This window comes from Ruegeria sp. SATB027, assembly GCF_059613825.1.
The window spans coordinates 72,857-93,460 of the sequence record NZ_JBXWTH010000027.1 but is presented as its reverse complement, the minus strand read 5'-3'; the positions used below and the strand labels follow the sequence as shown (position 1 = coordinate 93,460).

At 57.4% G+C, this 20,604-nt stretch carries 23 protein-coding genes and 1 riboswitch; of the genes, 13 read left to right on the top strand and 10 right to left on the bottom strand.

What is annotated here, in order from left to right:
* Positions 1–4 precede the first annotated feature (4 nt).
* Genes pcaD through AC2FPW_RS04975 form a run of 4 tightly spaced genes read right to left on the bottom strand, consistent with a single transcriptional unit; the run spans position 5 to position 3,341 of the window.
* Entirely contained in the window at positions 5–793 is a 789-nt protein-coding gene (gene pcaD, locus AC2FPW_RS04990) for a 3-oxoadipate enol-lactonase (RefSeq protein ID WP_496812745.1), read from the bottom strand.
* 60 nt (positions 794–853) lie between these two features.
* Complete coding sequence (locus AC2FPW_RS04985) at positions 854–1,828, bottom strand: threonine ammonia-lyase (protein ID WP_496753103.1); 975 nt, start codon at positions 1,826–1,828, stop codon at positions 854–856.
* Positions 1,825–2,655, bottom strand: coding sequence for an alpha/beta fold hydrolase (locus AC2FPW_RS04980; RefSeq protein WP_496812744.1), 831 nt, complete (start codon positions 2,653–2,655; stop codon positions 1,825–1,827). The genes AC2FPW_RS04985 and AC2FPW_RS04980 overlap by 4 nt, the downstream gene beginning before the upstream one ends.
* Positions 2,655–3,341 (bottom strand): haloacid dehalogenase type II, encoded by a 687-nt coding sequence (locus AC2FPW_RS04975; RefSeq protein ID WP_496812743.1) that lies wholly within the window; start codon positions 3,339–3,341, stop codon positions 2,655–2,657. The genes AC2FPW_RS04980 and AC2FPW_RS04975 overlap by 1 nt, the downstream gene beginning before the upstream one ends.
* 126 nt (positions 3,342–3,467) lie before the next feature.
* On the opposite strand from AC2FPW_RS04975, the gene AC2FPW_RS04970 reads away from it, so the two are divergent.
* Positions 3,468–3,896: an FKBP-type peptidyl-prolyl cis-trans isomerase gene (locus AC2FPW_RS04970; protein ID WP_209505363.1), complete on the top strand. Its 429-nt coding sequence runs from the start codon at positions 3,468–3,470 to the stop codon at positions 3,894–3,896.
* A gap of 33 nt (positions 3,897–3,929) precedes the next feature.
* Here AC2FPW_RS04970 and AC2FPW_RS04965 read toward each other — a convergent pair whose 3' ends face one another.
* Genes AC2FPW_RS04965 through fabA form a run of 4 tightly spaced genes read right to left on the bottom strand, consistent with a single transcriptional unit; the run spans position 3,930 to position 6,735 of the window.
* The gene (locus tag AC2FPW_RS04965; RefSeq protein ID WP_267366102.1) at positions 3,930–4,109 is read right to left on the bottom strand and encodes a hypothetical protein; all 180 of its coding nucleotides are present in this window, start codon (positions 4,107–4,109) and stop codon (positions 3,930–3,932) included.
* A 58-nt stretch (positions 4,110–4,167) separates the two neighbouring features.
* Positions 4,168–4,959, bottom strand: a complete 792-nt coding sequence (locus AC2FPW_RS04960; protein WP_267366101.1) for an enoyl-ACP reductase FabI — start codon at positions 4,957–4,959, stop codon at positions 4,168–4,170.
* 5 nt (positions 4,960–4,964) lie between these two features.
* A complete protein-coding gene (gene fabB, locus AC2FPW_RS04955) occupies positions 4,965–6,194 on the bottom strand; it encodes a beta-ketoacyl-ACP synthase I (RefSeq protein WP_496812742.1) in 1,230 nt (409 codons plus the stop codon).
* 31 nt (positions 6,195–6,225) lie between these two features.
* Positions 6,226–6,735, bottom strand: coding sequence for a bifunctional 3-hydroxydecanoyl-ACP dehydratase/trans-2-decenoyl-ACP isomerase (gene fabA / locus AC2FPW_RS04950; RefSeq protein ID WP_267366099.1), 510 nt, complete (start codon positions 6,733–6,735; stop codon positions 6,226–6,228).
* A gap of 188 nt (positions 6,736–6,923) precedes the next feature.
* On the opposite strand from fabA, the gene irrA reads away from it, so the two are divergent.
* On the top strand, positions 6,924–7,340 hold the full coding sequence (gene irrA, locus AC2FPW_RS04945; protein WP_267366106.1) for an iron response transcriptional regulator IrrA: 417 nt from the start codon (positions 6,924–6,926) through the stop codon (positions 7,338–7,340).
* On the opposite strand, the gene AC2FPW_RS04940 is transcribed toward irrA, so the two are convergent.
* The gene (locus AC2FPW_RS04940; RefSeq protein WP_496812741.1) at positions 7,318–8,241 is read right to left on the bottom strand and encodes a LysR family transcriptional regulator; all 924 of its coding nucleotides are present in this window, start codon (positions 8,239–8,241) and stop codon (positions 7,318–7,320) included. The two genes, irrA and AC2FPW_RS04940, sit on opposite strands and share 23 nt — an antisense overlap.
* An 83-nt stretch (positions 8,242–8,324) precedes the next feature.
* Here AC2FPW_RS04940 and AC2FPW_RS04935 point away from each other — a divergent pair, with 83 nt between their 5' ends.
* Positions 8,325–9,122 (top strand): phytanoyl-CoA dioxygenase family protein, encoded by a 798-nt coding sequence (locus tag AC2FPW_RS04935; RefSeq protein ID WP_480507092.1) that lies wholly within the window; start codon positions 8,325–8,327, stop codon positions 9,120–9,122.
* A 6-nt stretch (positions 9,123–9,128) separates the two neighbouring features.
* Here the strand turns inward: AC2FPW_RS04935 and AC2FPW_RS04930 are convergent, their stop codons facing one another.
* Positions 9,129–9,992, bottom strand: coding sequence for a hypothetical protein (locus tag AC2FPW_RS04930; protein ID WP_480832697.1), 864 nt, complete (start codon positions 9,990–9,992; stop codon positions 9,129–9,131).
* A 122-nt stretch (positions 9,993–10,114) separates the two neighbouring features.
* Between AC2FPW_RS04930 and miaB the strand changes: the two genes are divergently transcribed.
* The 10 genes from miaB (at position 10,115) to AC2FPW_RS04880 (ending at position 20,597) form a co-directional block, all read left to right on the top strand.
* Positions 10,115–11,464: a tRNA (N6-isopentenyl adenosine(37)-C2)-methylthiotransferase MiaB gene (gene miaB, locus AC2FPW_RS04925; protein WP_496812740.1), complete on the top strand. Its 1,350-nt coding sequence runs from the start codon at positions 10,115–10,117 to the stop codon at positions 11,462–11,464.
* A gap of 142 nt (positions 11,465–11,606) precedes the next feature.
* Entirely contained in the window at positions 11,607–12,371 is a 765-nt protein-coding gene (locus AC2FPW_RS04920; protein ID WP_480900154.1) for an outer membrane protein, read from the top strand.
* A gap of 136 nt (positions 12,372–12,507) precedes the next feature.
* On the top strand, positions 12,508–13,530 hold the full coding sequence (locus AC2FPW_RS04915; protein ID WP_480507088.1) for a PhoH family protein: 1,023 nt from the start codon (positions 12,508–12,510) through the stop codon (positions 13,528–13,530).
* 36 nt (positions 13,531–13,566) lie between these two features.
* Positions 13,567–14,061 carry an rRNA maturation RNase YbeY gene (gene ybeY, locus AC2FPW_RS04910; RefSeq protein ID WP_480832701.1) on the top strand — a complete coding sequence of 165 codons (495 nt, stop codon included), beginning with the start codon at positions 13,567–13,569 and terminating at the stop codon, positions 14,059–14,061.
* A 35-nt stretch (positions 14,062–14,096) separates the two neighbouring features.
* Positions 14,097–14,984, top strand: coding sequence for a hemolysin family protein (locus AC2FPW_RS04905; protein ID WP_267366995.1), 888 nt, complete (start codon positions 14,097–14,099; stop codon positions 14,982–14,984).
* Positions 14,981–16,495, top strand: a complete 1,515-nt coding sequence (gene lnt / locus AC2FPW_RS04900) for an apolipoprotein N-acyltransferase (protein ID WP_480900150.1) — start codon at positions 14,981–14,983, stop codon at positions 16,493–16,495. Before AC2FPW_RS04905 ends, lnt begins: the two co-directional genes overlap by 4 nt.
* 30 nt (positions 16,496–16,525) lie before the next feature.
* A riboswitch (SAM-SAH riboswitch) is annotated at positions 16,526–16,574 on the top strand.
* Positions 16,575–16,579: 5 nt separating this feature from the next.
* On the top strand, positions 16,580–17,761 hold the full coding sequence (metK, locus tag AC2FPW_RS04895) for a methionine adenosyltransferase (RefSeq protein WP_496812739.1): 1,182 nt from the start codon (positions 16,580–16,582) through the stop codon (positions 17,759–17,761).
* A 96-nt stretch (positions 17,762–17,857) separates the two neighbouring features.
* Positions 17,858–18,568, top strand: coding sequence for a tRNA (guanosine(46)-N7)-methyltransferase TrmB (trmB, locus tag AC2FPW_RS04890; RefSeq protein WP_496812738.1), 711 nt, complete (start codon positions 17,858–17,860; stop codon positions 18,566–18,568).
* 68 nt (positions 18,569–18,636) lie between these two features.
* The gene (gene aroA / locus AC2FPW_RS04885; RefSeq protein ID WP_267365452.1) at positions 18,637–19,983 is read left to right on the top strand and encodes a 3-phosphoshikimate 1-carboxyvinyltransferase; all 1,347 of its coding nucleotides are present in this window, start codon (positions 18,637–18,639) and stop codon (positions 19,981–19,983) included.
* Positions 19,980–20,597, top strand: coding sequence for a (d)CMP kinase (locus tag AC2FPW_RS04880; protein ID WP_267365451.1), 618 nt, complete (start codon positions 19,980–19,982; stop codon positions 20,595–20,597). Before aroA ends, AC2FPW_RS04880 begins: the two co-directional genes overlap by 4 nt.
* Positions 20,598–20,604: the final 7 nt, after the last annotated feature.

Here is a 20,604-nt window from a genome sequence, read left to right as displayed (position 1 = left end):
TCCTTCAGATATGCCCGATATCGGTCAGAAACCGGGTTAGGATTGCTGCGTATTCTGCGGGTTTCTCGACACAGGGCAAATGACCAGCTCTGCGGATCAGTTCGAACCGCGATCCGGGGATCAGGTCAACAGTTTCGCGCACCAGATCGGGCGGGGTCGAGTCGTCCGCGCTTCCGGCGATGCCAAGTGTAGGCAGGCGCAGGCCGCTTGTGGGTGTATAGAAGTCGGTCCCGGCGATGGCAGCGCAACAGCCCAGATACCCGTCAAGCGGTTGGCTGATCATCATGTCGCGCCATGACAGGTGGTCTTGCGCCGCGCGGAAATCACGAGAAAACCAGCGTTCCATCGTGGCGTCTGCCAGCGCTTCGATCCCACCGCGACGCACTGCGTCGATCCGATCCTGCCAGACTGCGGGTGTGGCGATTTTGGCAGCGGTGTTCGACAGAATCAGCGCACGTATCTGATCCATTCGTTTGACGGCCAGCCCCTGTGCGATCATGCCGCCAATGGACAGGCCGACAAAAACGCAGTCGCGAACCTTCAGGTGATCCAGCAGCGCCTCGGCATCGCGGATCAGGGCGCCCATAGAATAAGGCGCCGGTGGAACCGAGGATTGCCCATGCCCGCGTTTGTCATACCGGATGATGCGCAACCCCTTGGGCAAGTGCGGTAACACGGCGTCCCACAGGTGCAGGTTTGTTCCTAATGAGTTGGCAAAAACCAGTGGCGCGCCATCCGCCGCACCATCAACACGGTAATTCAGTTTCACGTCGCCCAGATCAGCGATCATCATGACTCAGGTCCTTGCAGCCCCGGCGTTCCAGGTGCAATTTGCACAGGTTTGGGGTGCCTGTCAGGTCAGGAATTCCAACGCCCTGGCAAAAACATCCGGATCGACGTTACCACCCGAAGTGACCACGATCACGTCGTCGCCCTCAATCTCGTCGCCCCGGAACAGGGCCGAGGCCAATGCAACTGCGCCGCCGGGCTCCAGCACGATCTTGAGGCGCAGGAAAGCAAGTGCCATGGCCCGCAGCGCCTCGTCTTCGGTGACCGAAATACCGGGCCCGCAAAGACGGTTGAGGATGGGAAAGGTGATGTCGCCGGGTTGCGGTGTCAGGATGGCATCGCAAATATTGCCTGATGCCGCGTTGTTGTTCTGAATCCGTCCCGTTGCCAGTGATCGTTTTACGTCATCGAACCCTTCTGGTTCGCACGGGCGTACCCTTAGGTCGGGGGCGTGTTTTTCAAGTGCCAGCGCAATGCCAGAGGTGAGGCCGCCACCACCACAACAGACCAGAACATCCGCCTGAGAAACCCCAAGTTCCGCTGCCTGTCTGGCGATTTCCAAGCCGGTGGCACCTTGTCCCGCAATCACCTGAGGCTCGTCATATGGCCGGATCAGGGTTAGCCCGCGTTCGGCGGCGATGGTTTCCCCGATCTCTTCGCGGCTTTCGTTTGCGCGGTCGTAAAGAACAACTTCACCCCCAAGCGCGCGGGTGTTTTCGATTTTCAGGTGCGGCGCGTCCGACGGCATGACAATGACCGAAGCAATTCCATGTTTCGACGCCGCCATCGCAACGCCCTGCGCGTGGTTGCCCGAGGAATAGGCAATCACGCCGCGCTGGCGTATGTCTTCGTCCAGCGCGGATATGGCAGACCAAGCCCCCCGAAACTTGAAACTGCCCGTATGTTGCAGGCATTCCGGCTTGACCCAAATTCGGCGCCCGGCGATCGCGTCAAGAAATGGCGACGACAGAATTGGTGTCTCGCGGACATGTCCCTTAAGCCGTTTGGCCGCGGCTTCGATCATTTCAATTGTGCTCATGCAGCGTTCTTCAATACCTTTTTGATGACATCCAGAGATTGAGGCTCATTCAAGAACGGAACATGCCCGCGATCCGGCACATCGGTCGAGATCAGACCGGGATGCCGCCGGTGCATCTCAGCCAGTGTTTCTGCGCTCAGAACGTCCGAGTTCGCGCCCCTGATCGCGCCGCAGGGAATGTTGCGCAGCGCTTCAAAAAACAACCAGTAATCGGGTATGGCACCACTCGCGGCCTGTTCCAGAAGCGCTTTGCGCAGGGCCGGGTCATAGCGCAGCGCCAGCCTGTCCCCTTGTTGTTTGTATTGAATTTCGGCCTGTTTGCGCCAGATCTCCAGGGGAACTCCTGGGAATTGCGGCTCCATCACATGTTTCAGGGCAGCAGCAGCTTCGTCATAGGTTTTCGCGGTGGGTTGTGCGCCCACGTAGGCCATGATCTTGGCGATGCCTGACGTCTCGATGACCGGCCCCACATCGTTCAGAATCACACCGGCCAAACGTTCGGGGTGGCTTGCCGCCAACGCCATGGCAATCAGCCCGCCCCGCGAGGTGCCCAGAATGACCGCTTTTTCGATGCCCAGAATATCCAGCAGTTCAATCGCGTCATGGGATTCACGAAAGACGTTGTAATTCATGAAATCGGGGTCGTAGTCCGAGCGACCGCGCCCCCTGTAATCCATAGCAATCATGCGCAGCTCAGTGGCATGTGGTGCGAAATACGAGAAATCCCGGCTGTTTCTGGTCAATCCGGCCAGACACAAAAGCGGCGTGCCCGATCCATGGTCTTCGAAATAGATGCGCTTGCCGTCCGAAGTCGTGAAGTCCGGCATCAAAGACCAGCCAGTTTGGGAATGGTGGTCAAGTCAGACAGTACATGCGCTGGCGTCCACGGCAGCCGGTCCATTGGTTCCCCGATCCGATTGACCCAGGCGGTGACAAAACCATAACCGCTGGCCCCTGCGGCATCCCAGCCGTTTGAACTGACGAACAAGACCTCGTTGCGGGCGCAGTCAAACCTGTTCTGAACCAGATCATAGACACGGGAATGGGGCTTGAAGACCCCAACGCTTTCGACCGACAGCACGTCATCCAGCACATCGCCGATCCCGGCGGACTGAACAGCGCCGTCCAGCATGGGCGGTGATCCGTTGGACAGGATGGCAGTCTGCATCCCGCCATCCTTGAGGGCTTTCAGCATGACAGGAACTTCGGGATAGGCCTGTAACTCCCAATAAAGATCCAGCAGGCGTTGGCGCAATTCTGGATTGCCCTGAAGGCCGGCAGCGTCCAGCGCCCAGTCCAGCCCGTCCTGTGTGACATCCCAAAAATCCGCATGGGCATCCGCCACAGCACGCAGCCATGTGTATTGCAATTGCTTCAGGCGCCAATGCCCTGCGACCTCGGGCCATTTGTCTTTCAGGGCTTCGAACTCCGGCTCGCCTGCTGCCTGCCGGGCGGCGGCCGCAACATCAAACAGCGTTCCGTAGGCGTCGAACACGCAGGTCGTGATTGCCATATGACCCTCCTTTGATTGCGCGCAGGTTGGCACAACGCGAAAGGGGGGGAAAGGGCCAAGGGTTTACAACTTTGTGTCAATCTCTAGGGTTGGCCGCTTAACCCCTAAAAACGGCCGGAGGCCACTATGACAGAAATCAAGCAAGGTGACACGGTTCGCATCCATTACACAGGGACATTGTTGGATGGCAAAGTCTTTGACAGTTCGGATGGGCGCGATCCGTTGGAGTTCGTGGTAGGATCGGGCCAGATCATTCCCGGTCTGGACAGTGCCATGCCCGGTTTGTCCGCAGGTGACAAGAAACGGGTCGAGATTGCCTGTACCGACGCCTACGGCCCGATCAACCCTGCGATGCGTCAGGAAATCCCCCGCGAAGGTATTCCCGAGGATATTCCGCTGGATCCGGGCACTCAACTGCAGATGCAGACACCGGACGGTCAGGCCGTACCTGTGACAGTTGTGGACGCCAACGAAGCGACTGTGACCCTTGACGGAAACCATCCGTTGGCCGGTCAGGATCTGGTGTTTGAGATTGAAGTAGTCTCGATCAATTGAGACATAGTTCGGGTTGGAACGACCGCCCGGACTTCAGCCGATCAAAGCTTCAACAGCTGCGCGCACCTGTGGCTGGGTGAAAAAGACGAACACCAGCAGCAATGATGTCAGCGCGAGCAGCAGCACTCTGGCCCGCTGGCTGAGGAAACCGGACTTTTTCCGGCTTTGCACTGATCGTGCGTTGTTTGCAATGATTTGATCTAGCTTGCTCATATCGAAGTCCTGCCGCCCAAAGATGGTGAAATCTTGGCGGCGGCAGGGAAAGATATGGTCACATGAAATCGGGTTGCGGCATGCCCAGAACGTGGAAACCACCGTCAACGCGGATGATTTCTCCGGACGTGCAGGCTCCCGCATCAGATGTCAGGTAAACTGCGGTCCCGCCAACAGCTTCCAGAGTGGCATTCGAACGCATCGGCGCATTCTGATCGCAGAACTTATATGTCCTGCGCGCCCCGCCAATGGCGGCACCGGCAAGGGTTTTCATCGGTCCCGGTGAGATTGCGTTCACGCGGATACCATCCGGGCCAAGGTCATTGGCCAGATAACGGGTCGCCGATTCCAGCGCCGCCTTGGCAACACCCATGACGTTGTAGTTCGGTACCACCCGGTTTGATCCCTGATAAGTCAGCGTCAGCAGCGAGCCCCCATTGTCCTTCATCATCGGATAGGCGCGGCGTGCCACCTCGATGAAAGAATAGGCCGACACGTCCATCGAGTGTTTGAAGTTCGCCCGCGTGGTATTCAGAAACCGGCCTGTCAGCTCGGATTTATCCGAATACGCAATGGCATGAACAACAAAGTCGATGGTGGGCCAACGCTGAGCCAGCTCACCAAAGGCGCGGTCCAGTGACTCATCGTCGGTCACATCGGCATCCACCATGAAATCGCTGCCAAGGCTTTGAGCGAGAGGTTCCAGCCGTTTGCCGAAAGCCTCGCCCTGATAGGTGAAGGCCAGTTCTGCGCCTGCCTCGTGCATAGCCTTGGCAATACCCCACGCGATTGAGCGGTCATTGGCCACGCCCATGATCAGGCCGCGCTTACCTTTGAGAAGATCCGACATCACTTTCACCCGTTATACTTAGACAGAATCATGGACCCGTTGGTGCCGCCAAAGCCGAAGCTGTTGGTCATGACACTGTCCAGTCCTGCGTTTTCAACCACTTCAGTTGCAATTTCACCGGGCAAGATGCCTTGGGCGAGTGTGTCGACATTGATCGACGGCGTGATGAAATCATTGTCCAGCATGAGCAGGCAGAAGATCGCCTCAAGCGCTCCTGCCGCGCCTTGCGCGTGGCCAGTCATCGATTTGGTCGAAGAAATCGGTGGCACATTGCCTTCACCGAAGATGCGGCGCACAGCCTCTACTTCACCTACGTCACCGACAGGGGTCGAGGTCCCATGTGCATTGATATAACCGACCTTGCGACCTTCGGGCAATGTGGCCAGCGCCAGCCGCATCGCGCGCTCACCGCCTTCACCCGAAGGGGCCACCATGTCGTGGCCATCCGAGGTAGCAGCATAGCCGGTGACTTCGGCATAAATCTTTGCGCCGCGGGCCAGCGCGTGCTCCAGCTCTTCCAGAACGAGGATGCCGCCGCCACCGGAAATCACAAACCCGTCACGGTTTTCGTCAAACGCGCGCGAGGCTTTGTCGGGCATGTCATTGTATTTCGACGACATCGCGCCCATCGCATCGAACAGGCACGAAAGCGTCCAGTCCAGTTCTTCGCCGCCGCCAGCAAACATGACGTCCTGTTTACCCAGCATGATCTGTTCGGCCGCGTTGCCGATGCAATGCAGCGAGGTCGAGCAGGCCGAGGTGATCGAATAGTTGATACCCTTGATCTTGAATGCGGTCGCCAGGTTTGCCGAGATTGTCGAACACATGCATTTCGGCACTGCGAACGGCCCGATCCGCTTGGTCGTACCTGTCTTCAGAACGGTCTGATGCGCCGTCAGCATCGCGCTTGTCGACGGGCCGCCGGATCCGGCCACCAGACCTGTGCGCGGGTTGACTACCTGGTCCTCGGTCAGACCGGAATCGGCAATCGCCTGGCTCATGGCGATATGTGCATAGGCGGCCCCGGGACCCATGAAGCGCAGGGTGCGTTTGTCCACGTGTTCAGCCACGTCAATCTTGAGCGTACCCGCGATCTGACTGCGAAATCCGTGTTCCGCCATCTGTTCGCTGGCTTCGATCCCGGACTTGCCTGCTTTGAGCGAGGCCAGAACCTCTTGGGCATTATTCCCGATCGAAGATACTACCCCCAGACCGGTGACGACTACTCGACGCATGTGCGCACTCCTTATTTCGGGTCGGTCAGGCTCAGGCCTCGGACAAAACGACCTTCATATCTTTGACATCATAGATCATCTCGCCATCGGCTTCGACGATTCCATCTGCCACACCCATGGTCAGACGACGTGTCTGAATCGCTTTTTTGAAATCGATTTTATACGTTAGCATCTTGCGGTCTGGACGAACCATACCGGTCAGTTTCACTTCGCCCACGCCGACGGCCATGCCGCGCCCTTGCCATCCGCGCCAACCAAGGTTGAAACCGGTCAGCTGCCATAGACCGTCAAGGCCCAGGCAGCCCGGCATAATTGGGTTGCCGGGAAAATGGCAGTCAAAGAACCAAAGTTCAGGGGTGATATCGAACTCGGCCAGCACATGGCCCTTGCCGTGCAGGCCACCGTCTTCCGAGATGTCGGTAATCCGGTCCATCATCAGCATTGGCGGGGCGGGCAATTGTGCATTGCCGGGGCCAAATAATTCGCCGCGGGCGCATTTCAGCAGATCGTCTTTGTCAAAACTGCTTGGGAACTGGGCCATTCTTGCCGCCTCTCCTGCCGTGGGTCCGTTCGTTATATCTGGCCTCGTCTAGCACCCGTTTGCAAGGTCCTGCAAGAGCAGCGGCCACATCATGTTGTGTATGCCGCGTTCTTTGCGAATGAATTTCATTTGAAATTGCCAACCATGCGCTCCTATATATAATGGAAGTAACTATGGGTATCGGATCAATGACACCGCAGAGCGGCGATATAGCAACGGGTTGGCTGGTGAACGCCGGCCTGCGTCCGACGCGTCAGCGTGTGGCGTTGGCCGAGCTTCTGGTGGGCGATGGCCGGCATCGTCACGTCACCGCCGAGAGCCTGTTTGAATCGGCCAAGGCGAATGGCGACGCTGTTTCACTGGCGACGGTTTACAATACCCTGCGCGCGTTTTGCGACGCTGGCGTTCTGCAGGAAATCACCGTGGACGGGTCAAAAAGCTATTTCGACACGAATACGCATGATCACCCTCATTTTTATTGGGAGGATGAGGCGCGCCTGAGTGACGCGCCGTCGGACCAATTGGTGATTCAACGCCTGCCCGAAGCACCCGAAGGGGTCGAGATTGCCTCGGTCGACGTTGTCATTCGCCTGCGCAAAAAGTAGCGCCAATACCGCCTTTCAAACTCGCCAACAACAAACGTTCAACCTGATCAATCGTTGCGTCAGCGGGCCCTGTTCCGTGGCGCGCAAGTACAACCGATTCAGTTGCGTCCTGATTGCTGATCGGAACACTGACAAGACGTTTATTGTCATAACTGACCGGGTTGAGCGGGCTGGTATAGCTGATCCCGATCCCTTCGCCATGGGCGGCAAGACTGCGCTGGATCTCAATCGATGCCGCCCTATGCGCGACAGTCGGGTGCAGACCGTTGCGCCGAAAGAGACTGAGGATGTGTTGGGCCGACCAGCCTTCTGTTGACAAGATCAACGGGTGAGCAGCCAAGTCAGCCAGTGAGACCATGCCCGCTGTCGCCAACAGATGATCCGGTGGCATTAGGGCCTTTGGTCGACTGTCGAACAGTTTTGTTCGTGTGAACCCGGCATCCATTGTCAGCTCATAGGTGATGGCAATATCGATCTGGCCATCAATCAATCTGTTCAACAGCCCTTCGAAGGAGGCGGCAAAATAAGTGATAGCGATGTTTGGAAAAGCATCGCGCAGATGGTGCAGGGCGGGTGCCAGCAGGAAGGGCGCGAGGTCCGTAAAACACCCCAGTCTTAGACGTGTCGTGCCCGGCGACGGAGTTTCTGATGCCTCGATTTGGGCTGCGTCTTTCAGAAGGGTCTCGGCCTGATCGATGAATTTTCGCCCCTGAGGCGTCAGCGCCATGGCCGAACCTCGGCGGCGGATGAACAGAGGGTGACCCAAATATGCTTCGACACGCGTCAGGGCTGTGGACAGGGCTGGTTGCGAAACATTCAGGTATTGTGCGGCTGCGGACAGGCTGCCGTGGCGCCCGACCGCGCAAACATATTCGTACTGACGCAGTGAAATATATAACATGAAGTTAATTATAACTTCGAAAGATATGATTTGAATAGAACACATCTTCAACGCAAAAGATTGGAAAACGAATGGAGACCCGGATGCCTCACCCGCTTGTTACTCAAGAAATGATCACAACTTATCAGGATGATGGCGTCGTTCTGATCAAAGGGCTGTTTGCAGACTATGTGGATCAACTGCGGAAGGGTGTGGCCGCGAATATGGCAGAGCCTGGTCCGTATGCATCAGAAAACAAGAAAGAGGGTCAAACGGGTCTGTTCTTTGACGATTACTGCAACTGGACCCGCATCCCGCAGTTCCGTGAGGTGATCGAAAACTCGCCTGCGGCCGAGGTCGCAGCGGACCTGATGCAGTCGAAAAACGTGCAGGTGTTTCACGACCACGTATTGGTAAAAGAGCCCGGGACATCCATGGCCACGCCCTGGCATCAGGATGGCCCATATTACTTCGTTGAAGGTCAACAAACCATCAGCTTCTGGTCTCCGCTGGATCCGGTCAGGCAGGCGACGTTGCGCTGTGTCGCAGGTTCTCACCGGTGGGAGAAAGAGGTGCTGCCAACCCGCTGGGTTTCCGAGGAAGGTTTTTTCCCGGATGAAGGGCAGTACATCCCCGTGCCGGACCCAGATGCCGAGGGCATGAAAGTCGTTGAATTCGAAATGGACCCCGGTGACGCCGTTGCCTTCAATTATCGCACCCTTCACGGTGCGCGGGGTAACCACTCGGATAGCCGTCGCCGCGCCTTTTCTCTGCGGTTGGTCGGCGATGACGCACGGTATGTAGAGCGTCCAGGCAGAACCTCTCCACCTTTTCCCGGCCATGGCATGACGCCGGGGCAGCGTCTTCGCGAAGACTGGTTTCCGGTCCTGTTTCAGCGCTGAGACGATTCAGAACCACTGGCCTGATTCGATCAGGCCCAGATCCAGCAGCTGCCGCGAGTGCCATTCAAAAGGCACAGAGTTGCGCCAGCTAAAATTCGGAATGTCAAAAGTCGACCCGGCATTTGTTTTGAGCGCCTTCGCGGCGCGGAAGGAACAAATAGCCGCGGTCATGTTGTGGTGCCATGGGCAGGAATAGGTATTGAATTCCGGCTCATTGAACGTGTGGTCCGATTTCAGGATCAGGCCCTTTTGCGCCTTAAACAGAGCGATGCGGTCGATGCGACGGCGTTCATAGGGAATGTGATCCTCGAACCGCCAGCGTAAGCCACCCGACAGGTCCACCTGGCGGTCCAGCGGTTGGCCGTCAGGGTCGCGGCGTGATTGGGCATAATAACCCGTTTTGTCGAACAAAGCCTGTTCGGGGGCGACACCGTTGGGAAAAGCGGTCAGGTCCTCGGCATAAAGGTCGATGACGTAGCTCAGCATAGCGTTGCGGCGTTCTTCGCTGTGAAAGGCCAGCATCTCAGCAATGCTGCGCGTTTCGCAAAACGGAAAGAACAGGTACTCGGCGTTATAGCAGTAATACATCCAAATGCCGGGTGCGGCCTGAATTATTCTGTTCAGGGTATCGAAAACCACCGTTCGGGGAACGCACTTCAAGGTGACCCGATGCACCCGGTCGGTCAACGCGGGCTCCAGTCGGAACTCCTGAGGCATGAAGGCGATAACGGATTTGAACCCAAGCTTCAGATGGTGATGCAGAGTACTTTCCAACTCGACCTCGTCCTCGGCAAAGACCATCGCAACGGGGCCTTGCGCCATTGCGGGCTGCCCGGCTTTCAGGAAATGGTCGAGGGAATCGTATTGCATCGGCTGTTTTCAGTTTTGTCTTGCTGGAAAGTTCCGCCAAATTCGGGTAATTGCGCCCGCATTGCAAGCGGCGTTCGAAGCATATAGACGACGCCGGTCCAGCGAATGCAAAGGCCCGTCTCATGTCCGAACCGAAGAAGCTGTTTATCAAGACCTATGGCTGTCAGATGAATGTCTATGACAGTGAACGCATGTCCGAGGTGCTGGGCGGGCAGGGCTACGTTGAAACCCAGACACCTGATGATGCGGATATGATTCTGCTAAACACCTGCCACATCCGTGAGAAAGCGGCAGAGAAAGTGTATTCCGAACTGGGGCGCTTCAAGGGTCTGAAGGCCGAGAAGCCTGATCTGAAAATCGGCGTGGCGGGCTGTGTCGCTCAGGCGGAAGGCGAAGAGATCATGCGCCGCCAGCCGCTGGTTGATCTGGTGGTCGGCCCGCAAAGCTATCACCGCCTGCCCGAGATGGAGGCAAAGACCCGAGCGGGCGAAAAGGCGTTGGACACGGATTTCCCCGAAGAAGACAAGTTCGAAAAATTGAAAAACCGCCCCAAGGCCAAGCGCGGACCGACGGCGTTTTTGACTGTTCAGGAGGGCTGCGATAAATTCTGCGCCTTCTGCGTGGTTCCTTATACACGCGGTGCTGAAGTCAGCCGCCCAGCCGATCGCATCATTCGCGAAGCCCATGATCTGGTCGAACGCGGGGTACGCGAGATCACGTTGCTGGGCCAAAACGTCAACGCCTATCACGGTGCCGGGGCGAATGGCGACATGACGCTTGCCGGCTTGATCTGGGAACTGAACAAGGTCGACGGGCTGGAACGCATCCGCTTTACCACCTCGCACCCAAACGACATGGCCGACGATCTGATCGAGGCGCATGGCACCTGTGACAAGCTGATGCCTTATCTGCACCTGCCGGTTCAGTCGGGTTCGGACCGTATCCTCAAGCGGATGAACCGTAGCCATACGGCAGAAAGCTATCTGCGGCTGGTCGAACGCATTCGTGCGGCGCGTCCTGATATCGTGATGTCGGGGGACTTCATTGTTGGTTTCCCAGAAGAGACCGAAGATGATTTTCAGGCCACGATGGATTTGGTGGAAGAGGTCAAATACGGCTATGCCTATTCCTTCAAATACTCCACACGTCCGGGAACCCCGGCAGCTGAACGGTTGCAGGTTGATCCGGCCGCGGCAGATGAACGGTTGCAGCGGCTTCAGGCCTTGATCACGCGCCATCAGCGAGAGATTCAGGACGGTATGGTCGGACGCACTGTCCGCGTTCTTTTCGAAAAACCGGGTCGCTTGTCCGGGCAGATGGTTGGAAAGTCCGAATATTTGCATTCGGTGCACGTAAAAGGACCAGAGATCGCCACGGGTGACTTGAGAGAAGTCCGGATCACCGAGTCGGGGGCGAATTCTCTGGCCGGTGAGTTGTTGTACGTCGGTGTAAACACCTCCCGGACACCATAGTTGGTGTTTGTTTCCAAAATTTACCCTTGATTTATTGCTTGGAACTATGCTCCGAGAGGAGCCATGGTTTTTTGGGCGCAAGGTTCTGCGTCTGCAAATCGGCTGTATGCCGGTCCCGGAAAACGGGATGAGGGAGGTACGAGTGACGACTATCAAGAGCTTTAGGAGCCTGAGCAGGTTGAAAACGCTGACGCTAACTGCCGCTGTTACACTGATTGCCGGCGCATCCATGGCCGGTGATTTGAAAGGTGAGGTAACCGATCCGGAAGTGGTAGGCCCGGAAAGATTCAGCACTGATGTCAGCGCTTTTTACCTGGGACTTACCGGCGGTTATGGGTCTGGTGGGGACGATCGGTTTGGCCTGACAACGCCCAGCAGGCAGTTTGATATCGGTGATCAGGACTTGTCGGGGACATACGGGGGGCTCCGGGGGGGGTGGCGTGGTATTTTACCTGCTACCGGTGGGCGCGACTATGTCTATGGCTTTGAAGTCGGGTATGAATTCGGTTCCCTGGACGACACTGTCAGCAGGCGGATCGGCGGCGTCAATGTGCAAGGCGGAACAGAGATTTCGGATGTTCTGGCAGTCCGATTTCGTAATGGTCTGACAAACCGCAGCGGACGAATTCTGTATTTCTTCAGTGTCGGATATCTGTGGGGCGATGTGGAAACAACCAACAGCTTGGCATTGGGCCCGACGGTTCAGAATTTCTCGGCGTCAGATCGGCGGAACGGTTATTCGGCAAGCATAGGGGCCGAGCATAAGTTGTCCGACAATTGGTCGATTACGGGCGAATATGAATATGTCCAATTCCAATCAAAAAACGTCCAGTTCAGTTCTGGCTTTTCCACAAAGTCCACACCAAAATACAGCGGTTTGAGATTCGGGCTGAACTATACCTTCTGATGTTCGCCCAATCGGCAACCGATCACCGTTAAATCGGCTGTTATGACATCTCAGCGTTTATTTTTGAAACTGTGGCTTGCGCCTACCAAGATTTGTTGTCTACGCTCGGAGTGAACAGCCAAGACAGGAGAGCGGATTGGCCATCGGTGCCCTGACCCCACCGCAAGATGAAATGCCCCAACACGAGGCGTTCGTAGAATTTCCAGACAACCGATTGCTGATTGACCTGTGCGGTGAATATGACCGCAATCTGGCCGAGATCGAAACCAAGCTTTCGGTCCAGATTGTACGTCGCGGCAATCAGTTGGTTGTTATGGGCGATGATGATGCTCAGAAACAGGCGGTTGAAGTGCTTCAATCGCTGTATACAAGGCTTGAAGGTGGGCGCGAGGTTGAGGCCGCAGACGTCGATCGCGAGTTGCGGATGGGTGTTTCGGAGCAGGGAACCGGAAGCCGCGATGGCGATCAGCTTGAGATGTTCAAGGGCGGTTCTGTCGAGATCAAGACCCGCAAGAAGCTGGTTGAGCCGCGCACCGACGCCCAGAAAGCCTATGTCCAGTCACTGTTCAAGAATGAGCTGGCCTTTGGAATTGGCCCGGCGGGGACGGGTAAGACCTATCTGGCGGTGGCGGTCGGTGTTTCGATGTTCATCGGCGGACATGTGGATCGAATCATCCTGAGCCGTCCGGCGGTCGAGGCGGGCGAGAAACTGGGCTATCTGCCAGGCGACATGAAGGACAAGGTCGACCCTTACATGCAGCCGCTTTATGACGCGCTGAACGATTTTCTGCCCGGAAAACAGTTGGCCAAGCTGATCGAAGAGAAACGAATCGAAATCGCTCCGCTGGCCTTTATGCGCGGTCGTACGCTGGCCAACGCATTTGTGGTTCTGGACGAAGCGCAAAACGCCACCACGATGCAGATGAAGATGTTCCTGACCCGTCTGGGCGAAGGAAGCCGCATGGTCATAACGGGCGACCGGTCACAGGTCGATTTGCCGCGTGGTGTTCAATCGGGTCTGGCGGACGCTGAGAGGTTGTTGAAAACGATCCCGAATATCAGTTTTAACTACTTCACCTCGAAAGACGTGGTGCGCCACCCGCTTGTCGCTGCAATCATCGAGGCGTATGAGGCCGATGCGGGCCGTGAAACCACGTGAGCACATAGCCCGTTAACGAGGCTGTTGTGCGGTAAGATGACCCTGGATCTCATTTTCGAAGACGAAAGGTGGCAAGATCTTGAGGTCTTGTCACAAAAGGCGATTAACGCCGTTCTGACCCATTGCGGTTTGGCCCCGGAGCTGTGCGAAGTCAGTATTCTGGGGTGCAACGATGCGCGGATTTCAGAACTGAACGCAGAATTTCGGGGCAAACCGACGCCCACCAATGTGCTGAGCTGGCCTGCGGAAGACCTGGCTCCGGACGAGCCAGGGCAGTCACCACGCCTGCCAGAGCCGGACTTTACCGGCGAGATTGTTCTGGGCGATGTTGCGATTTCCTATGACACCTGCGCCCGAGAGGCGGCCGAAGCCAACAAGGCAATGAGTGATCACGTGACCCATTTGCTTGTTCACGGAACGTTGCATTTGCTGGGTTATGATCACATTCGTGACCCCGATGCCACCTTGATGGAAGGGATTGAGGTCAAGATACTTGGCAAATTGGGCATTGATGACCCATATAAGGTATAATGTGGGTTCAAGACCCGATCAGTTGGAACAAGGTAATGGGCGAAATAGAAGGCAGTTCTAGGGCGGCGCAAAGCGCGCAACCTCAGGACAGCAGTACTGAAACGGAAGAGAAAACCGGTCTGTTTTCTCGTATCCTCGAAGTGTTTTCGAGCGATGATACTCAACCGGACCAGACGGTGAACGGACAAAACGCGGCTGTGGCGCAGCCACGTGGGATGATTAACCTGCGCCGGATGCGCGTTGAGGATGTTGCCATCCCTACCGCTGAAATCGTCTCGGTACCTTCGACGATCACAAAAGATGAACTGGCGGACGTTTTCCGAAGCAGTGGTATGTCGAGGATTCCAGTCTATGAGGGAACTTTGGATACACCGCTTGGTTTTGTTCACCTCAAGGATTTTGCTCTGACCCACGGTTTCAACGGTGGGGGTAAAAAGTTTGATCTGACCTCTATGCTGCGGACGCTATTGTTCGTGCCGCCATCCATGCCAATCGGCGTCTTGTTGACCAAGATGCAAACCGAGCGGCGTCACATGGCATTGGTGATTGATGAATATGGCGGCGTTGATGGTCTGCTGACGATCGAAGACCTGATCGAGCAGGTCGTGGGTGAAATCGCTGACGAGCACGATGCGGATGAAGACCAGCTTTGGGTGCAGGAAAAGCCCGGATGCTATGTGGTACAGGCGCGTGTGCCGCTCGAAGATTTCGAGGCCGAGATTGGCCGGTCTCTGACCAGTCATGAAGACGTCGACGAAGAGGAAATCGATACTCTGGGCGGGCTTGTCTTTATGCTCTCCGGCCGCGTTCCGGCGCGGGGTGAGGTTGTCATTCACCCAGAGGGCCCGGAATTCGAAGTGATCGAAGCCGATCCACGCCGAATCAAACGGCTGCGCGTCATGCTGCCGGACGTTGCTGCATGACCCCAGTAAGGGGCTGGCCATTATCGTTGAGATTGTTGGTCGCTGCCACCCTTGGCGGGGCAGGCGCGTTTGGTCAGGCGCCGCATCTGTATTGGGGCGCAACCGTTTTGGCTCTGGTTCTGATTGTGCCGATTTTCCTTGCCAGCGAAACCCGAGGCCGGGCGGCATGGGTCGGCTGGGCCTTCGCGACCGGCTATTTTGCCCATGCCCTTGGCTGGATCATTGAGCCGTTTCAGGTAGATGCTGAACGCCATGCCTGGATGGCCCCGTTTGCGTTGGTGTTCTTGGCGGGCGGACTGGCCTTGTTCTGGGCTGCCGCCTTTGGCCTGTCGCGCAATAATGGTGCCACGCCCATTCGTCAGGGCATATTACTGGTTGCAGTCTTGTCCCTGGCCGAGGTGGCGCGTGGATATGTGCTGACCGGCTTTCCATGGGCTGGAGTCGCGCAGATCTGGGTGGATACACCGGTGGCTCAGGTGCTGTCTCTGGTTGGGCCATATGGGTTGAACGCGCTGACCTTTGCGGCAACGCTCCCAATTGGCGCGGCATTGGTGCAGGATAAACCCTTGAACGGTTTGGCGCGGACCCTGGGTTTTACAGTCGCGATGGCCGCGCTGGCGATTACTTATGGGTCGACGCGACCCGTCGTTCAGGACGGTTCGCATCTGGTTCGCGTGGTTCAGCCGAATGCCCCCCAGCACCAAAAATGGGATCCGGCATATGCGCCTTTGTTTTTTGCGCGTCAGGTTGAATATACCGCAGCCTTTCCCAGACCCGACCTGATTGTCTGGCCCGAGACCGCAGTTCCAGCTTGGTTAGGTGGCGCACAACCGTTTCTGTCAACTGTTGCGGATGCCGCGCAGGGTGTGCCGGTGATATTGGGGATTCAGCGCGCAGAAGGCCCGAGAATCTTCAACTCGCTGGTCTATCTGGATGAAACCAGGCGTCAGGCAGGGTTGTATGACAAACACCACTTGGCGCCTTTCGGTGAATACGTCCCCTTGGGTGACCTGATGGGGCGTTTCGGGGTCAGTGGTCTGGCTGCTACAACCGGGCACGGGTTCAGCGCGGGGCCGGGCCCCGCCCTGCTGGACCTCGGCAAGCTTGGAAGCGCATTGCCCCTGATTTGCTACGAAGCCATTTTCCCGCAAGATGTGAATGGTGCGCCGGGTCGGGCTGACTTCTTATTGCAGATCACAAATGACGCGTGGTTTGGTACGCGGTCGGGACCGTTTCAACACCTGGTGCAAGCCCGGATGAGGGCAATTGAGCAGGGCTTGCCGATGATACGTTCGGCCAATACCGGTGTATCGGCCATGATTGACCCATTGGGTCGGGTGACTGCGTCGTTGGCTCTGGGTGAGGCAGGATATGTGGACGCCGTGCTGCCGCAACCACACCGTCGCACGACTTATGCACGTATCGGGGACAGTCCTATCGTTGTTGTCTTACTGTTTATTCTGGCGATGGCGCTGTTTGGTACCCGCGGCAACCGGGCAATTAGAGATTGACCCCAACTTTGGGCAAGCGTATGCGTCTGTGGTCTGCCACAACGGCTTCCTGGCGTGGCGGAGAAACCTTAATGGAGCACATTTATGTCCCGACAGAACTATACTTTTACTTCGGAATCCGTTTCTGAAGGGCACCCGGATAAGGTCTGTGACCGTATCTCGGATGCTGTCCTTGATGCATTTCTAAACGAAGAGCCTGAGGCGCGCGTGGCCTGCGAAACCTTTGCCACGACCAACCGCATCGTTATCGGTGGCGAAGTTGGTCTGTCGGACAAGGACAAACTGCATGACTACATGAACCGCATCGACGAAATCGCGCGCGAGTGCGTGAAAGACATCGGATACGAGCAGGACAAGTTCCACCACGAAACAGTCGAGGTGACGAACTTTCTGCACGAACAATCCGCCCATATCGCGCAGGGCGTGGATGCCGCGGACAACAAGGACGAAGGCGCTGGCGACCAGGGCATCATGTTTGGCTTTGCCACAACAGAAACGCCTGCGCTTATGCCTGCGCCGATCCAGTATTCGCACGCAATCCTGCGGCGTCTGGCCGAAGTGCGCAAGAACGGCACCGAACCTGCACTGGGGCCGGATGCGAAATCTCAGTTGTCTGTCGTTTATCAAAACGGCAAACCAGTCGGCGTCAGCTCGATCGTTCTGTCGACGCAGCATCTGGACGAGGCGCTGACGTCGGATGACATCCGCGCCATCGTTGAACCCTATATCCGTGAAACTCTGCCCGAAGGCTGGCTGTCGGCCGAAACCGAATGGCACGTCAACCCGACCGGCAAATTCGTTATTGGCGGGCCGGATGGCGACGCGGGTCTGACCGGTCGTAAGATCATCGTGGATACCTATGGTGGCGCAGCCCCGCATGGTGGCGGTGCTTTCTCGGGCAAAGACCCGACCAAGGTTGACCGTTCGGCGGCCTATGCCGCGCGCTACCTGGCGAAAAACGTCGTAGCCGCCGGTATGGCCGAGCGCTGCACCATTCAGTTGAGCTATGCCATTGGCGTATCGAAGCCGCTTTCGATTTACGCAGACACGCATGGCACGGGTCAGGTTGCAGATGCGGCGATCGAAAAAGCAGTTGGTCAGATCATGGATCTGACACCCCGCGGCATTCGTCAGCACCTTCAGCTGAACAAGCCGATCTACCAGCGTACAGCGGCTTACGGTCACTTTGGCCGCGAACCGGATGCGGATGGCGGTTTTAGCTGGGAACGAACTGATCTGGTCGACGCGCTGAAATCCGCAGTTTGATCTGAAAATCCCAAAGCGCGCCTTCAGGGGCGCGCTTTTTCTTTGGGGCGGTGCACGCTCTTGCAACGTGCTCCGCTGCGCAGTATGGCCACCGCCATGAGCACCGAGACCCCACAACGCCCGCGCAGAAACTTTTATGGCCGCTTCAAGGGCAAGACCCTGAAGCCCAGTCAAAAGACCTATCTGAACGAAGATCTGGCCGCCTTGTCACCCGGCGCTGTGGACTGGGACACCAACCCTGAACGCAAGCCGCTGGACCTGGATGGCCTGTACGGCGGTAAACCGGTCTGGTTGGAAGTCGGCTTTGGCGGTGGTGAGCATCTGGTGCACCAGGCGCAAAACAATCCTGACATTGGCATCATCGGGGCCGAGCCATACATCAACGGTGTTGCCATGCTGCTGGGCAAAATCCGTCAGGCAGGTGTTGAAAACCTTGCCGTGCACCCTGGCGATGCGCGCGATCTGTTCGACGTGCTGCCAGAGGCCAGCATTTCGCGCGCGTTCCTTCTCTATCCCGATCCATGGCCCAAAACGCGGCATCATCGCCGTCGATTTGTAACCCAGGAACATCTTGAGCCACTGGCAAAGGTGCTGAAACCCGGGGCGATCTTCCGGGTTGCAACTGACATTCCCGATTACGTGCGTCAGACATTGGAAGAAGTTCCGCGCGCCGGGTTTGAATGGCTGGCGGAACGTCCTTCGGATTGGCGCGAACCGTGGGACGACTGGATTTCTACGCGATACGAGCAGAAGGCGCTGCGCGAGGGTCGGACACCTCATTACCTGACCTTCCGACGCAAAGGCTGATTGCCGCTGGACCAACGGGCGTCAATTCGCTAATCGGCTTGAGCACTGATAGCGCAAAAGGAGCCCTCATGTCCGGACACGGCACGCCCATCCCGATGACCTCGCATCCCTGCGGCCCGCTGACCGGCATGGCAGAGGTGCCCGGCGACAAGTCGATTTCGCACCGGTCGCTGATCCTTGGCGCAATGGCCGTGGGTGAAACCCGGATTTCGGGCTTGCTGGAGGGCGAAGACGTTCTGGATACGGCCAAGGCGATGCGTGCCTTCGGTGCCGAGGTCACAGATCACGGAAACGGGGAATGGACAGTGCACGGCGTGGGTGTCGGTGGCTTCGCCGAACCGGGTCAGGTGATCGACTGTGGCAACTCGGGAACCGGTGTGCGGCTGATCATGGGGGCGATGGCGACCTCTCCGATCACTGCGACATTTACTGGTGATGCCAGCCTGAACAAACGCCCCATGGCGCGGGTAACTGATCCTCTGGCCCTGTTTGGGGCAGAGTCGGTTGGGCGATCCGGCGGGCGCTTGCCGATGACCATCGTTGGCGCGGCGGACCCGACCCCTGTGCGATACGAAGTTCCTGTGCCGTCGGCGCAGGTGAAATCTGCCGTTCTGCTGGCGGGTCTGAATGCTCCCGGAAAGACCGTTGTGATCGAGAAAGAGGCCACGCGTGACCATTCCGAACGGATGCTGGCTGGATTTGGTGCCGAGATCACCGTCGAGGATACCGACGAGGGCCGAGTTATCACTTTGACCGGTCGCCCGGAACTGAAGCCGCAGGTCATCGCTGTACCGCGCGATCCGTCCAGTGCGGCTTTTCCGGTTTGCGCGGCGTTGATCACACCTGGATCCGATGTTTTGGTGCCTGGGATCGGTTTGAACCCCACACGCGCGGGCCTCTTTACGACCTTGCGCGAGATGGGCGCTGATCTGACCTATGAAAACGAACGCGAAGAGGGGGGCGAGCCAGTCGCCGATTTGCGCGCCAAATACTCGCCCAACATGAAAGGCATCGACGTTCCTTCCGAGCGTGCCGCCTCAATGATCGATGAATACCCGGTTCTGTCGGTAGTGGCTGCAAATGCCACAGGCACAACGATGATGGGCGGCGTGAAAGAGCTGCGCGTGAAGGAAAGCGACCGGATTGACGCCATGGCCCGTGGCCTGCGCGCCAACGGGGTGACTGTTGCTGAAGGTGACGATTGGTGGTCGGTTGAAGGGCTGGGCATCGGCAACGTTCCGGGTGGAGGCACCTGCGAAAGCTTTCTGGATCACCGCATCGCCATGTCGTTCATGGTGATGGGTATGGGGGCACAGAGCCCCGTGAGTGTGGATGACGGCGGCCCGATCGCGACGTCGTTCCCGATCTTTGAACCACTGATGGAGTCGCTGGGTGCAAAGGTAGAGCGCACTTGAGTTTCACTGTTGCCATTGACGGACCAGCGGCTGCGGGCAAGGGCACGATATCAAAGGCCGTGGCGGCGCATTTCGGCTTTGCTCATCTGGACACGGGTTTGCTGTATCGCGCTGTCGGAAGGCGTACGCTTGAGGGGGAAAGCGCGATTGAAGCCGCGCAGTCTCTGACCGCAGAGGAGCTTGAGAAGGGCGACCTGCGCACCGCCGACGTTGCGCAGGCAGCTTCCAAAGTGGCGGTTCTTCCAGAGGTTCGCGCTGCCTTGGTCGATTTTCAGCGCGCCTTTTCCCGCAGGGCAGGTGGGGCCGTTCTGGACGGTCGTGATATTGGCACGGTGATTTGTCCAGATGCCGAAGTGAAGCTGTTTGTTACAGCCAGTGCAGAAGTGCGCGCCGAGCGTCGTTTTCTGGAGCTTAGTGCAAAAGGCGCTGACGTAACCCGTGAACAGGTTCTGGCGGACGTCAGAGAACGCGACGCGCGGGATGCTGAGCGCAGCGCCGCGCCGATGAAACCCGCTGAAGATGCCGTGCAGTTGGACACCACCGATCTGAGTATCGAGGCGGCGTTGGCCAAAGCCCTTGAGGTGATCAACGCAAAACTGCCCGCGACGCGTTAACGCCGCG

What these genes read in the sequence shown, in the direction of transcription:
- AC2FPW_RS04980 (WP_496812744.1), bottom strand. Translation starts at nt 2,655, where the DNA reads ATGCCGGACTTCACGACTTCGGACGGCAAGCGCATCTATTTCGAAGAC.
- metK (WP_496812739.1), top strand. Translation starts at nt 16,580, where the DNA reads ATGTCCCGACAGAACTATACTTTTACTTCGGAATCCGTTTCTGAAGGG.
- AC2FPW_RS04975 (WP_496812743.1), bottom strand. Translation starts at nt 3,341, where the DNA reads ATGGCAATCACGACCTGCGTGTTCGACGCCTACGGAACGCTGTTTGAT.
- AC2FPW_RS04935 (WP_480507092.1), top strand. Translation starts at nt 8,325, where the DNA reads ATGCCTCACCCGCTTGTTACTCAAGAAATGATCACAACTTATCAGGAT.
- lnt (WP_480900150.1), top strand. Translation starts at nt 14,981, where the DNA reads ATGACCCCAGTAAGGGGCTGGCCATTATCGTTGAGATTGTTGGTCGCT.
- miaB (WP_496812740.1), top strand. Translation starts at nt 10,115, where the DNA reads ATGTCCGAACCGAAGAAGCTGTTTATCAAGACCTATGGCTGTCAGATG.
- AC2FPW_RS04985 (WP_496753103.1), bottom strand. Translation starts at nt 1,828, where the DNA reads ATGAGCACAATTGAAATGATCGAAGCCGCGGCCAAACGGCTTAAGGGA.
- AC2FPW_RS04965 (WP_267366102.1), bottom strand. Translation starts at nt 4,109, where the DNA reads ATGAGCAAGCTAGATCAAATCATTGCAAACAACGCACGATCAGTGCAA.
- aroA (WP_267365452.1), top strand. Translation starts at nt 18,637, where the DNA reads ATGTCCGGACACGGCACGCCCATCCCGATGACCTCGCATCCCTGCGGC.
- AC2FPW_RS04905 (WP_267366995.1), top strand. Translation starts at nt 14,097, where the DNA reads ATGGGCGAAATAGAAGGCAGTTCTAGGGCGGCGCAAAGCGCGCAACCT.
- pcaD (WP_496812745.1), bottom strand. Translation starts at nt 793, where the DNA reads ATGATGATCGCTGATCTGGGCGACGTGAAACTGAATTACCGTGTTGAT.
- irrA (WP_267366106.1), top strand. Translation starts at nt 6,924, where the DNA reads ATGACACCGCAGAGCGGCGATATAGCAACGGGTTGGCTGGTGAACGCC.
- AC2FPW_RS04970 (WP_209505363.1), top strand. Translation starts at nt 3,468, where the DNA reads ATGACAGAAATCAAGCAAGGTGACACGGTTCGCATCCATTACACAGGG.
- trmB (WP_496812738.1), top strand. Translation starts at nt 17,858, where the DNA reads ATGAGCACCGAGACCCCACAACGCCCGCGCAGAAACTTTTATGGCCGC.
- ybeY (WP_480832701.1), top strand. Translation starts at nt 13,567, where the DNA reads ATGACCCTGGATCTCATTTTCGAAGACGAAAGGTGGCAAGATCTTGAG.
- fabA (WP_267366099.1), bottom strand. Translation starts at nt 6,735, where the DNA reads ATGGCCCAGTTCCCAAGCAGTTTTGACAAAGACGATCTGCTGAAATGC.
- AC2FPW_RS04960 (WP_267366101.1), bottom strand. Translation starts at nt 4,959, where the DNA reads ATGTCGGATCTTCTCAAAGGTAAGCGCGGCCTGATCATGGGCGTGGCC.
- fabB (WP_496812742.1), bottom strand. Translation starts at nt 6,194, where the DNA reads ATGCGTCGAGTAGTCGTCACCGGTCTGGGGGTAGTATCTTCGATCGGG.
- AC2FPW_RS04930 (WP_480832697.1), bottom strand. Translation starts at nt 9,992, where the DNA reads ATGCAATACGATTCCCTCGACCATTTCCTGAAAGCCGGGCAGCCCGCA.
- AC2FPW_RS04940 (WP_496812741.1), bottom strand. Translation starts at nt 8,241, where the DNA reads ATGTTATATATTTCACTGCGTCAGTACGAATATGTTTGCGCGGTCGGG.